We start from the raw sequence: 12,381 nt of genomic DNA on the forward strand, positions 1-12,381 counted from the left end.
GTGACCGACAGCACCGGTAGCACCCCCGACATCGAGATCTCCCGGCGCCGACTGCTGGGCACCGTCGGCGCCGCGGGCGCCACGGGCCTCGCGCTCGGCGCCACGGGCGGCGCGCTCGTGCAGTCAGCGCTCTCGGACTCCCCGGCCGGCTCCCCCGGAGCCGCCGGGTCCCTCGCCTCCCTCGGCGCGACCCAGGTCGCCTTCCACGGCCGGCGCCAGGCCGGGATCACCGACCCGCTCCAGGCCAAGGGGCACGTCCTCGCCTTCGACCTCGCGCCCGGCGCTGGGCGCAAGGAAGCCGCAGCGCTGCTGCGCCGCTGGTCCGACACCGCCCGGCGGCTCATGGCGGGCGAGCCGGCGCCGACCGCGGACAGCGGGATCGCCCTGGACGCGGGCCCCTCCTCCCTCACCCTCACCTTCGGCTTCGGCCACTCCTTCTTCGACCGCACCGGCCTCACCGCCCGGCGCCCGGTGGCCCTCGACCCACTGCCCGACTTCTCCTCGGACCGGCTCGACCCCCAGCGCAGCAACGGCGACCTGTGGGTCCAGATCGGTGCCGACGACGCGCTCGTCGCCTTCCACGCCCTGCGCGCCGTGCAGAAGGACGCCGGGGAAGCCGCCCGGGTCCGCTGGCAGATGAACGGCTTCAACAGGTCTCCCGGCGCGACGGCCTCGCCCATGACCGCCCGGAACCTGATGGGCCAGGTGGACGGCACCGGGAATCCGCGGCCCAAGGACCCCGACTTCGACAAGCGGATCTTCGTGCCGGGCGCCGGCCCCGGACCCGCCGAGCACTCCTGGATGGCAGGGGGCTCATACGCCGTAGTCCGCCGGATCCGGATGCTGCTCGACGACTGGGACAAGCAGTCCCTCGCCCAGCAGGAGCAGGTCATCGGCCGGACCAAGGCCACCGGTGCGCCGCTGACCGGCGGCGACGAGAAAACCCCGCTGGCTCTGGACAAGCTCGGCCCCGACGGAAAGCCGGTCATCCCGTCCAACGCCCACGCGCGCATCTCCGCGCCGGCGCAGAACGGCGGCGCCGCCATGCTCCGGCGGCCCTTCTCGTACCACGACGGCATCGGCCCCGACGGCACCCCCGACGCCGGCCTGCTGTTCATCTGCTGGCAGGCCGACCCGCTGCGCGGGTTCGTCCCGGTCCAGCGCAAGCTCGACCGGGGCGACGCCCTGTCGGAGTTCATCCGCCACGAGTCCAGCGGGCTGTACGCGGTCCCGCCCGGTCCGGGCGACGGGGAGTACGTGGGGCAGCGCCTGCTCGAAGGGTGAACAGCACCGCCTCGGCGGGTGGCCCGGCATTAGGCTGACCGCATGTCGGCCACCCGCTTCACGTATCTCGGTCCCGAGGGCACTTTCACCGAAGCCGCCCTGCGCACTCTGCCGGAAGCAGCCACCCGGGAGCTCGTCCCGATGGTGTCGGTCCCGGCCGCCCTGGACGCCGTGCGCAACGGCGAGGCCGCGGCGGCGCTGGTTCCGATCGAGAACTCGGTGGAGGGCGGGGTCACCGCCACGCTCGACGAGCTGGCGTCCGGCGAGCCGCTGATGATCTACCGCGAGGTACTGCTGCCCATCGCGTTCGCGCTGCTGGTGCGGCCCGGCACCAAGCTGTCGGACATCAAGACGGTCACCGGCCATCCGGTCGCCCAGCCGCAAGTGCGCAACTGGCTGCGGACGCACCTGCCCGACGCGGTGTGGGAGTCGGCGGCCTCCAACGCCGACGGTGCCCGGCTGGTGCAGGAGGGCCGCTTCGACGCCGCCTTCGCGGGCGAGTTCGCCGCCGCCACGTACGGGCTGGAGGCGCTGGTCACCGAGATCCACGACGCCCAGAACGCCGAGACCCGATTCGTGCTCGTCGGACGGCCCGCCCGGCCGGCCGCGCCCACCGGCGCCGACAAGACCTCCGTCGTGCTGTGGCTCGGCGACGACCACCCCGGTGCGCTGCTGGAGCTGCTCCAGGAGTTCGCCGTCCGCGGGGTGAACCTGATGCTGATCCAGTCCCGCCCGACCGGCGAGGGCATCGGCAACTACTGCTTCGCCGTCGACGCGGAGGGACACATCTCCGACCGCCGGGTCAGCGAGGCGCTGATGGGTCTGAAGCGGACCTGTCCCCAGGTACGCTTCCTCGGTTCCTATCCGCGTGCCGGTGTCGCGCTCAGTGAGGTGCGGGCCGCGCGGCCGGGAACCTCCGACGGCGACTTCACCGAGGCCTCCGACTGGCTGGCGCGCTGCCTCGACGGCCGGGCGTAGTCCTCCGTCCACTGTCCACAGAGTTATCCACAGGACCGTGTGGCGACCTGGGGACAAGTCGACAGAGCGGCACGGCAAGGTCGACATATCGGTCGGGGGGCTCAGGTTTCGCGCTGGGGAGCGAGAGGTGAACGACGTCACCCCCGTATCGCCGATCAACTCTTTGGAGCGAGCCATTCCCACCCGAATGAGTGTGTGGGGGCGGTTTGAACCCTGATCGGCCAGGGCCGGTCGCGGATGCCCATTGATCTAATTCGATGTCCACAGATCCGGCGCACAGCCTGTGGATAAGAGGGGCTCTCGGGGAATTCCTGTGGACAAGGGTCGACCCCCTCCGGCCCTCCGGCCCTGCTCAGACCCCGCACGCCGATCGACGTTGTGCCCCTTTTCGGAGAAAGGGGCGGATTTTATCGACCTGGTCCCCAGCGGCTGGATCCAGTCGTCCGGCGGGCCGGGGACAAGCCCGGCCCCAGCCAATTCCATTCGCACGAATTGGGACATAGCGACACGCAGCGTGATATCGGTGTCAGCCCGGGAAGCCCAGCCCGGTAGCCTGGAGGGGTGATTGACCTTCGGCTGCTCCGTGAAGACCCTGACCGTGTCCGCGCCTCGCAGCGCGCCCGTGGAGAGGACGTCGAGCTCGTCGACGCGCTGCTCTCCGCTGACGAGCGCCGCAGGTCTTCCGGCATGCGCTTCGACGAACTGCGCAACGAGCAGAAGTCGCTCGGCAAGCTCATCCCCAAGGCCTCCCCGGAGGAACGGGCCGAGCTGCTGACCAAGGCCGAGCAGCTCAAGCAGGACGTCAAGGCGGCCGAGGCCGAGCAGAACGAGGCGGACGAGGCTGCCAAGCAGCTCCTGCTCAAGCTCGGCAACATCGTCCACGAGGACGTGCCCGTCGGCGGCGAGGAGGACTTCACCGTCCTGGAGACGCACGGCACGATCCGCGACTTCGGCGCCGAGGGCTTCGCGCCCAAGGACCACCTGGAGCTCGGCGAGTCGCTGGGCGCCATCGACGTGGAGCGCGGCGCGAAGGTGTCCGGCTCGCGGTTCTACTACCTCACCGGTGTCGGCGCCCTGCTGGAGCTCGCCCTGGTCAACGCGGCGATCGCGCAGGCCACCGAGGCCGGCTTCATCCCGATGCTGACCCCCGCGCTGGTCCGCCCGCGCGCCATGGAGGGCACCGGCTTCCTCGGCCAGGCCGCGGAGAACGTCTACCACCTGGAGAAGGACGACTACTACCTGGTCGGCACCTCCGAGGTCCCGCTCGCCGCGTACCACATGGACGAGATCATCGACGCCGAGAAGCTGCCCCTGCGGTACGCCGGCTTCTCCCCGTGCTTCCGCCGCGAGGCCGGCACGTATGGCAAGGACACCCGCGGCATCTTCCGCGTCCACCAGTTCGACAAGGTCGAGATGTTCTCGTACGTCGCGCCGGAGGACGCCGAGGCCGAGCACAAGCGGCTCCTGGAATGGGAGAAGCAGTGGCTGACCAGCCTGGAGCTGCCGTTCCAGGTCATCGACGTCGCGACCGGCGACCTGGGCGCCTCCGCCTCCCGCAAGTTCGACTGCGAGGCCTGGATCCCGACCCAGGGCAAGTACCGCGAGCTGACCTCGGCCTCGAACTGTGACGGCTTCCAGGCCCGCCGCCTGGCGATCCGCTACCGCGACGGCAAGAAGACCGCTCCGCTCTCCACGCTGAACGGCACCCTGTGCGCCGTCCCGCGCACCATCGTCGCGATCCTGGAGAACCACCAGCAGGCCGACGGCTCCGTGCGGGTCCCCCCGGTGCTCCGCCCCTACCTGGGCGGCCGCGAGGTCCTGGAGCCGATCGCCAAGTGAGCCCCGCTCCGTTCCCGTACAAGCTCGTCGCGACGGACCTCGACGGCACGCTGCTGCGTGACGACGACACCGTCTCGGAGCGCACCCGTGAAGCCCTCGCCGCGGCCACCGCGGCGGGCGCGGCGCACATCGTCGTCACCGGCCGTGCCGTGCCCTGGACCCGGCACGTGCTGGACGACCTCGGCTACCGGGGGATCGCGGTGTGCGGGCAGGGCGCCCAGCTCTACGACGCGGGAGCGCACCGGCTGCTGACCTCGGTGACGCTGGACCGGCAGCTCGCCGGCCTGGCCCTGTCGAAGCTCGAGGCCGAGGTGGGTCCGCTGGCGCTCGCCGCCAGCCGTGACGGGGTGGACGGCGAGGTCCTCTTCGGCCCGGGCTACCAGGTGCAGGAGGGCCTGCCGGCGCTCTACCTGGAGGACACCGCCCAGGTCTGGACCGCCCCGCTGAACAAGCTCTACATCCAGCACCCGGGGATGGGCGAGGACGAGCTCGTCAAGGTCGCCCGGCAGCTCGTCGGCAACCTGGTCGACATCGTCATGGCGGGCCCGGGGATAGTGGAGATCCTCCCGCTGGGTCTGAGCAAGGCCACCGGCCTCTCACTCGCCGCGCGCAGGCTGAAGGTCAAGGCCGCGGAGACGATCGCCTTCGGCGACATGCCCAACGACATCCCCATGTTCGGCTGGGCCGCGCACGGCGTCGCCATGGCCAACGCCCACGCGGAGCTGAAGGCGGTGGCCGACGAGGTGACGACCTCCAACCAGGAGGACGGCATCGCGGTGGTCCTGGAGCGCCTGCTCGGCGCCATGTAGCGCACCGGGACGCGTCGGCGTCCCGGGACCGGACGTACGAGAGGTCCGGGACGGCCCGCGCCGTGAGGCGCGCTCGAAGTGGCCGTCCCGGACCTTTTGTTACTCCCCGCACCACTCACTGTGCCCCGGCCGCACGGGCGGTACCAGCGAATTTCCGCCGGTCAGCCGCGGAGCCCCGGGCTGCTGCCGACCCGCGTGACAAGAGGGTCAGACGCGTGTTTCACGTGAAACATCAGCCGTCGGCCCGTGTCCGTGCGGATGGAGGGTGAGCGGCCAGGCGAGGAGTCCGACGGCGAGCGAGACGGCGTGGCCGAGGTCGGTGAAGGTGCCGCCGGTGAGCAGCGGCAGCCCGAAGAAGGCGACCGCGCCGAGGAGGTAGAACCATCTCCAGGGGTTCGGGAGCCGGTAGGTCAGTACTCCGATGGAGGCCGCCAGCCCGTAACTGACGCCGATGTCGACGACGTGGGTCATGCTGTGCGGCGCACGGTTGTCCTGGATGGCCATCAGGAGCACCTTCTGGCTCAGGAGGGTGGCGCCGACATGCGCGGTCGCGACGATCAGGAGCCAGCGCAGGGTGCCGAGCCAACGCTCCACGGGGGCGTGGAAGAACTCGAAGAGCACGGCGTACAGGGCGAGCGAGGCGGGGTTCTCGATCCAGAAGGCGCTGCTGAGCAAGGCCCGGACGGGGTACTTGACCAGCTGGTGGATGTTGCTGCTGTTGCGGTGGAGCAGCACGTGGTCGAGCCGGTCCGGGGAGATCGCGACGACGAGGCTGGTGACGGCGACGATCAGCAGCCATATGTGCGTGCCGGGCGAGGAGCGTATCCAGGACCGCAAGGGCCTGGACGGCTCAGGCTCGGGATGCTGGATCATGCACCGATGATGCCCCGCAAAGCTGTGCCCCGCCTGGCCGATGGGCCGGGCGGGGCAAGGTCGCGGATGCCGGCGCCGGGGTCCTACTCCTCGCCGGCGAGGGTGAGGCGGCGCAGCTTCTGGCCCGCGTACACGGTGGCGCCGACGGTGACCGCGATGAGCAGGGCCACGGCGGTGGGCAGGCCGACGCTGGCGTCGACGTACCCCTGGCCGGCGACCTTCTCGGCCAGGGCCAGGGCCCACTGCTGGACGCTGAGCGTCTTGGCTCCGGAGACCAGGCTGCCGAAGAGGGACTCCCAGATGAGGGCGTAGACCAGCCCGAAGACGACCGCGTGCCGGCTGACCGTGCCCAGCAGCAGGAACAGGGCGCTGTAGGCGATCGAGGCGACGAGGGCGGCCACGGTGTAGGCGACGGCGATCTGCTGGCCGTTGCCGTTGAGGATGAAGCCCGCGATCAGGGTGGGGATCGCGGAGAAGGCCATCGTGACCGCGATCGCGACGATCAGCTTGGTCATGATGATCGTCGGACGCTTCACGGGCTTGGAGAGCAGGTAGACGATCGAGCCGTCGTCGATCTCGGGTCCGATGGCGCCGGTGCCGGCGATGACGCCGATCAGCGGGACCATCGTCGCGAGGGCGAAGCCGCCGAGGAGGTCGGCCGCCACCTTGTCGTCCACGCCGGTGAAGAAGCGGACGGCGAGGGCGATGACGATCAGCAGGGCGGGGAGCGCGAAGAGGATCAGCGCGCGGCGCCTGCCGAGCAGGGCCCGGTAGGTGAGCCGGGCGACGGTGGGGTTGTACATGGGTGCCAGCTCCTTCAGGCCGCGACGAGGTAGGAGAAGACCGACTCGAGGGACTCGTCGGAGGGGGAGACCGTCAGCAGCCGGATGCCGTGGTCGCGGGCGACGCGCGGCAGCAGCTCCGTGAAACGCCCGAAGTCGACGGCCTGGATGCGCAGCGCGCCTTCCTGGAGGTCGACCTCGATGCCTGCCGTGGAAGGGTCGGCGATCAGGGCCGCGGCGAGGGCCCGGTCGTCGGAGGAGCGGACCAGGTAACGGTGCGGGCGGTCCGTCATCAGGCGGCGGATCTTGCGGAAGTCGCCGGACGCCGCGTGCCGGCCGGCGACGACCACCTCGATGTGGGAGGCGAGCTGTTCGACCTCCTCCAGGATGTGGGAGGAGAACAGGACGGTGCGGCCCTCGTCGCCCATCCGCCGCAGCAGGTCCATGAGCTGCATGCGCTGGCGCGGGTCCATGCCGTTGAACGGCTCGTCGAGGAGGAGCACGGACGGCTCGTGGACCAGGGCGGAGGCCATCTTCACGCGCTGGCGCATGCCCTTGGAGTACGTGGCGATCTTGCGGTCCTGGGCGTACTCCATCTCGACCGTGGCGAGCGCCCGCTGGGCCGCCGCGTCGTCGAGCCCGTGGAGCTCGGCGTTGGCCACGACGAACTCCCGGCCGGTGAGGAAGTCGTACATGGCCTCGCGCTCGGGCACGACGCCGATCTGCTTGTAGACCTGCTCGTTGCGCCAGATCGGCGTGCCGTCGAGGGTGACGGTGCCCGTGGAGGGGGCGAGGAAGCCGCCCATCATGTTGATGAGGGTGGACTTGCCGGCGCCGTTGGGGCCGAGGAGTCCGGTGACGCCGGGACCGATGCGCATGGTCACGTCGTTGACGGCGACGACGTTCCCGAACCAGCGGGAGGTGTGGTCGATGTCGATGATGGTCACAGCCCGGCCTTCCGGTAGCGGGCCATCAGGGCGGCGTAGGAGCCGGCGATGAGGCCGAGTACGACGAGCAGATACACCACTCCGGTGCCGGCGGAGGGGCCCTCGCCGCCCGGGAAGGCGGAGGTGGCGCCGAGGAAGGCGGTCTGCACCCCGTCGATCAGCGAGATCGGGGAGAACAGGCCCATCCACTCGATGGCCCCGGTGTTCCCGGTGGAGTAGGCGACGGCCTGGATGGTGGAGACGGCTCCGTAGGGGATGAGCAGCAGGGCGATGACGGCCGCCACGCCGAAGCCGCGGCGCGGGGTGAGGGCGGCCATGACGAGGCCGAGGCCTGCGAAGAGGAGCGAAAGCAGCAGTACCGACACCAGTCCCTGCCCGAATCCCTTGGTCTGGTGACCGAAGTCGAACTTGGCCAGCAGCGAGCCGATCCACATGATCAGCAGCGGCGTGGCGGTGAGGATGAAGAGGGCCGAGGCCATGGCGGCGTACTTGGCCAGGACGTAGTCGACCCGCTCGATGGGCCGCGAGAAGTACAGCGGCACGGTCTTGAAGCGCAGGTCGCGCGAGACCGACTGGGGCGCCTGCGAAGCGAGGTAGAGGCCGATGATCACCTGAGTGGTGAGGGCGTACGTCGTGTACTTGATCGGCAGGTCGCTGGAGCCGGGGACGGCGATGGCCACCGCGACGATGATCAGCGCGGGGACGCACATCACCGCGAAGAGGATCATCGGCAGCACCTTGGACTTGGCGGAGCGGCCGAGCCCGTACGCACCCCGCAGCGACTGCGAGAACAGCGAGGTGCGGGCGTAGCCGCGGCCGAGCCGGGGGCCGTCGTAGGACCGGTAGCCGATGTTGTGGATCTGGGTCGAGGTCTCAGGCGCCATCGGGGCCGGCTCCCTTCGGGTGGGCGGTCGACGAGGGCCGGTCGCTGTCGCGGAAGACCTCGGCGATGTGGTGGCGGCGCTGCTCCATGCGGACCAGGCCGAGGCCGAGGCCGGCGACGGTGTCGCGGACGGTGTCGTAGGTCTCCTCGCCGGTGGCCTCGACGAGGAGGATGTGGCCGGCGCCGGGCAGGCCCTGCTCCTCGCCCTCGTGCAGGGTGATGCCCGCACCGGTGAGCGCCTTGCGCAGGGCGGCGGTGCCGTCCGGGTATGCGTCGGAGTCGGTGACCTCGACCGCGAGGGTGGTCGTGGTCTGGGTGAAGTCGCTGGTGGAGCTGGAGCGCAGCAGCTTGCCGCCGTCGACGACGACCACGTGGTCGCAGGTCCGCTCCAGCTCTCCGAGGAGGTGGGAGGTGACCAGGACCGAGATGCCGAAGTCGGTGTGGACGCGGCGGATCAGGCCGAGCATCTCGTCGCGGCCGACCGGGTCGAGGCCGTTGGTCGGCTCGTCGAGGAGGACCAGCTGCGGATCGTGGACCAGCGCCTGGGCGAGCTTGACCCGCTGCTTCATGCCGGTGGAGTAGCCGCCGATGGGGCGGTAGCGCTCCTCGTACAGGCCGACGTGGCGCAGGGTGTCGGCGGTGCGCTCGCGGGCGGCGGTCGGCGGGAGGCCGGACATCCGCGCCATGTGGACGACGAACTCGGTGGCCGAGACGTCGGGTGGCAGGGCGTCGTGTTCGGGCATGTAGCCGACCCGTTCGCGGATGGCGCTGCCATGCGTGGCGACGTCCAGTCCGAGCACGGCGGCACGCCCCTCGGTGGCGGGGGACAGTCCGAGCAGGATCTTGATCAGCGTGGACTTGCCGGCTCCGTTGGCGCCCACGAGGCCGGTCACGCCGGGCCCGATGTCCAGGGAGAGCCGGTCGAGGGCGGTCACTCGGGGGTACCGCTTGCTCAGGCTTTCGGTCGCGATGACAGTCACGGCTTCGACGTTAGTGCCGAGGGGGCGGCCGATCGTCAGACCTGGAGCGGGATCGTGTATCCGCCTTGAGGACTACGGACCCTGACGGGAGGCTGATGCCGCCGAAGTTTGTCCACAGGTCTGTGCAGGGGCCTTGACGTGATCTCCGGCCATTGTCACATTCATCAGTGGCAGGTTTCGGGAGCGTTGGGCGACAGGGACGGACGGCCGGCATGACTGGGGACACCAAGCAGCGCACCGCGCACGACTCCGGGCAGCTTTCCGCCGGGCTGCGCGGGTTCAGGGAGGTCCAGCGGCTCGCGTACGAGTGCGCGGAGACCGTGGCGGCGCAGCTGCGCCCGGGAGTGACCGAACGCGAGGCGGCGCGGATGCAGCGCGACTGGCTGCGCGAGCGCGGGGTGCGGGACTGGTTCCACCTGCCCTTCGCGTGGTTCGGGGACCGTACCGCCTTCGCGAACTTCAAGATCCCCCTCCAGTTCTTCCCGACCTCGCGGCGGCTGGAGCCGGGGATGCCGTTCATCCTCGACATGGCGCCGGTGTACCGGGGCTACGCGGCCGACATCGGCTACTCCGGCAGCCTCGGGCTCAACCCGGTGCAGGACCGGCTGATGTCGGACCTCCGGCCGCACCGCGAGCTGATCCTGGAGCAGGTGCGCGAGCGCCGGCCGCTGCGGGAGATCTACGAGAACGTCGAGCGGCTGATGACCCGCCAGGGGTACGCCAACCGGCACCGGGCCTACCCCTTCGGCGTCATCGCGCACAAGATAGACCGGGTCAAGGAGCGCCGCTGGTCCCCGACCGCGTTCGGCTTCGGCACCCAGTCCCTCAAGGGGCTGGCCTCCGACGCCCTGCACGGGCACCGGGAGGGCTGGTCTCCGCTGTGGAGTCCGTACCACTTCTCCGACCATCCGCCGCAGCCCGGTCTGTGGGCGGTGGAGCCGCACCTGGGCTTCCGGGGCACCGGCGCGAAGTTCGAGGAGATCCTGGTCGTCACCGACTCCCGGGACCCCGAGGAGAGCGCGTTCTGGCTGGACGACGACCTGCCGCACGTGCGGCGCTGGGCTGAGGAGAAGGCGGCATGAGCGGGATGAGCGGCACGGGTCTGCAGGGCGCGCGCGAACGCCGGGTGAGCACCGGCGGGATCGAGCTGTGCGTCGTCGAGCTCGGCGAGACGGGCCGGCCGACCGTACTGCTGGTGCACGGGTACCCGGACAGCAAGGAGGTTTGGTCGGAGGTCGCCCAGCGGCTCGCGGACCGGTTCCACGTGGTCCTCTACGACGTACGCGGCCACGGGCGCTCCTCGGCTCCGGTGCCGCTGCGCGGGGGCTTCACCCTGGAGAAGCTGACCGACGACTTCCTGGCCGTGGCGGACGCGGTCAGCCCGGACCGTCCGGTGCACCTGGTGGGCCACGACTGGGGCTCCGTGCAGGGCTGGGAGTTCGCGACGGTGGCCCGCACCGAGGGGCGGATCGCCTCCTTCACCTCCATGTCGGGGCCGTCCCTCGACCACTTCGGGCACTGGATCAAGCAGCGGATGAGGCGGCCCTCCCCGCGCCGGGCCGCCCAGTTGCTGGGCCAGGGCGTCCGGTCCTGGTACGTGGGGATGCTGCACACTCCCGTGCTGCCGGAGCTGGCCTGGCGCGGCCCGCTCGGCAAGCGCTGGCCCAAGCTCATGGAGCGCAGCGAGGGGATCCCGGTCGGCGGGTACCCGACGGCCTCACTGCCCTCCGACGCCGCGCACGGCGCCTGGCTCTACCGGGACAACGTGCGGGCCCGGCTGAGTCGGCCCCGTCCCGACGCGTACGCGCACGTGCCGGTACAGCTGATCGTCCCGACCGGGGACGTCTTCCTGTCCGAGCGGCTCTACGACGACGTGGAGCGCTGGGCGCCGGGACTGGTGCGGCGGACCCTGCCCGCGAAGCACTGGATCCCCAGGACCCGGCCGGACCAGGTGGCGGCGTGGATCGCCGACTTCGTCACGGCCCGTGAGGAGCCTGCCGCGCGGGCGCCGGAGCAGCGCGCCCCGGGCAAGTACGCGGACCGGTTCGGGGGCCAGCTGGTGCTGGTCACCGGCGCCGCCAGCGGGATCGGGCGGGCCACGGCCTTCGCGTTCGCCGAGGCGGGGGCGCGGGTCGTGGCGGTGGACCGGGACGGCGAGGGCGCGGCGCGCACGGCCGAGATGGCGCGGCTCGTCGGCGCCCCGGAGGCCTGGGGCGAGTGCGTCGACGTCAGTGACGAGCCGGCGATGGAGAAGCTCGCGGCGAAGGTCGCCGCCGAGTACGGGATCGTCGACGTACTGGTCAACAACGCCGGGATCGGCCTGTCGGGGTCCTTCCTGGAGACCGGATCCGAGGACTGGAAGAAGGTCCTGGACGTCAACCTGTGGGGAGTCGTCCACGGCTGCCGGGTCTTCGGGAGGCAGATGGCCGAGCGCGGGCAGGGCGGCCACATCGTCAACACCGCCTCCGCGGCCGCCTACCTGCCCTCCCGGACGCTGCCCGCGTACAGCACCTCGAAGGCAGCGGTGCTGATGCTGAGCGAGTGCCTGCGCGCGGAGCTGGCGTCCAAGTCGATCGGGGTCTCGGCGATCTGCCCGGGCATCGTCAACACCAACATCACGGCCACCTCGCGGTTCGCCGGGGTGGACGCGGCCGAGGAGAAGCGCCGCCAGGAGCGCTCCTCGCGGTTGTACGGGCTGCGCAACTTCCCCCCGGAGAAGGTGGCGGACGCGATCCTGCTGGCCGTGGTGAAGAACCGGGCGGTGGTCCCGGTGACGCCCGAGTCCAAGGCCGCCCTGTGGATGTCCCGCTACGCGCCGAACGCCCTGCGACGGATCGCGCGGCTGGAGCCCCGGCTGTGATGCCGTGCGACGGTGTGCGCGGCACGGCCATACCCGGCTCCTGCCCGCGGTCGTACCATCCCTCGCAGGAGGGCTCGCTGCTCGAGGCGGTCGAGTACCTGGCGGCGTCTCCTGCCGCCCGGACCGCGGCGGGCGCGGTCGGCCGA

Annotated in this window: 11 protein-coding genes; 6 read left to right on the forward strand and 5 right to left on the reverse strand. The window is 71.0% G+C overall.

Annotation, left to right across the window (positions count from 1 at the left end; translation table 11 throughout):
* From efeB to ABD973_RS15740, 4 genes are all read left to right on the forward strand, one after another.
* A complete protein-coding gene (gene efeB, locus ABD973_RS15725) occupies positions 1-1,284 on the forward strand; it encodes an iron uptake transporter deferrochelatase/peroxidase subunit (RefSeq protein WP_125821764.1) in 1,284 nt (427 codons plus the stop codon).
* A 42-nt stretch (positions 1,285-1,326) separates the two neighbouring features.
* Entirely contained in the window at positions 1,327-2,262 is a 936-nt protein-coding gene (pheA, locus tag ABD973_RS15730) for a prephenate dehydratase (protein WP_125594069.1), read from the forward strand.
* 561 nt (positions 2,263-2,823) lie between these two features.
* Entirely contained in the window at positions 2,824-4,101 is a 1,278-nt protein-coding gene (gene serS / locus ABD973_RS15735; protein WP_125821763.1) for a serine--tRNA ligase, read from the forward strand.
* Positions 4,098-4,910, forward strand: a complete 813-nt coding sequence (locus ABD973_RS15740; protein ID WP_125594071.1) for an HAD family hydrolase — start codon at positions 4,098-4,100, stop codon at positions 4,908-4,910. Before serS ends, ABD973_RS15740 begins: the two co-directional genes overlap by 4 nt.
* A gap of 207 nt (positions 4,911-5,117) precedes the next feature.
* On the opposite strand, the gene ABD973_RS15745 is transcribed toward ABD973_RS15740, so the two are convergent.
* The 5 genes from ABD973_RS15745 to ABD973_RS15765 all read right to left on the reverse strand — a co-directional run bounded on the left by ABD973_RS15745 (position 5,118) and on the right by ABD973_RS15765 (position 9,375).
* Positions 5,118-5,783: a rhomboid-like protein gene (locus tag ABD973_RS15745; protein ID WP_345500439.1), complete on the reverse strand. Its 666-nt coding sequence runs from the start codon at positions 5,781-5,783 to the stop codon at positions 5,118-5,120.
* Between the two features lie 83 nt (positions 5,784-5,866).
* On the reverse strand, positions 5,867-6,586 hold the full coding sequence (locus ABD973_RS15750; protein WP_125594073.1) for an ABC transporter permease: 720 nt from the start codon (positions 6,584-6,586) through the stop codon (positions 5,867-5,869).
* A gap of 14 nt (positions 6,587-6,600) precedes the next feature.
* Positions 6,601-7,512 (reverse strand): ABC transporter ATP-binding protein, encoded by a 912-nt coding sequence (locus ABD973_RS15755; protein ID WP_125594074.1) that lies wholly within the window; start codon positions 7,510-7,512, stop codon positions 6,601-6,603.
* Complete coding sequence (locus ABD973_RS15760) at positions 7,509-8,396, reverse strand: ABC transporter permease subunit (RefSeq protein ID WP_125594075.1); 888 nt, start codon at positions 8,394-8,396, stop codon at positions 7,509-7,511. The genes ABD973_RS15755 and ABD973_RS15760 overlap by 4 nt, the downstream gene beginning before the upstream one ends.
* Positions 8,386-9,375 (reverse strand): ABC transporter ATP-binding protein, encoded by a 990-nt coding sequence (locus ABD973_RS15765; RefSeq protein ID WP_125594076.1) that lies wholly within the window; start codon positions 9,373-9,375, stop codon positions 8,386-8,388. The genes ABD973_RS15760 and ABD973_RS15765 overlap by 11 nt, the downstream gene beginning before the upstream one ends.
* Positions 9,376-9,587: 212 nt before the next feature.
* Between ABD973_RS15765 and ABD973_RS15770 the strand changes: the two genes are divergently transcribed.
* Together ABD973_RS15770 and ABD973_RS15775 are read left to right on the forward strand one after the other, a co-directional pair.
* Positions 9,588-10,457: a M24 family metallopeptidase gene (locus tag ABD973_RS15770; protein WP_125821761.1), complete on the forward strand. Its 870-nt coding sequence runs from the start codon at positions 9,588-9,590 to the stop codon at positions 10,455-10,457.
* A 5-nt stretch (positions 10,458-10,462) separates the two neighbouring features.
* Positions 10,463-12,235 carry an SDR family oxidoreductase gene (locus ABD973_RS15775; RefSeq protein ID WP_125594114.1) on the forward strand — a complete coding sequence of 591 codons (1,773 nt, stop codon included), beginning with the start codon at positions 10,463-10,465 and terminating at the stop codon, positions 12,233-12,235.
* The last annotated feature ends 146 nt before the right edge of the window (positions 12,236-12,381 follow it).

It is taken from the genome of Streptomyces racemochromogenes, assembly GCF_039535215.1.
GTDB classification, from domain to species: domain Bacteria; phylum Actinomycetota; class Actinomycetes; order Streptomycetales; family Streptomycetaceae; genus Streptomyces; species Streptomyces racemochromogenes.

Bases quoted from the DNA above. Each gene is read 5' to 3' on its own strand.
- ABD973_RS15770 (WP_125821761.1), top strand. From the start codon at position 9,588: ATGACTGGGGACACCAAGCAGCGCACCGCGCACGACTCCGGGCAGCTT.
- pheA (WP_125594069.1), top strand. From the start codon at position 1,327: ATGTCGGCCACCCGCTTCACGTATCTCGGTCCCGAGGGCACTTTCACC.
- ABD973_RS15775 (WP_125594114.1), top strand. From the start codon at position 10,463: ATGAGCGGCACGGGTCTGCAGGGCGCGCGCGAACGCCGGGTGAGCACC.
- ABD973_RS15750 (WP_125594073.1), bottom strand. From the start codon at position 6,586: ATGTACAACCCCACCGTCGCCCGGCTCACCTACCGGGCCCTGCTCGGC.
- ABD973_RS15745 (WP_345500439.1), bottom strand. From the start codon at position 5,783: ATGATCCAGCATCCCGAGCCTGAGCCGTCCAGGCCCTTGCGGTCCTGG.
- ABD973_RS15760 (WP_125594075.1), bottom strand. From the start codon at position 8,396: ATGGCGCCTGAGACCTCGACCCAGATCCACAACATCGGCTACCGGTCC.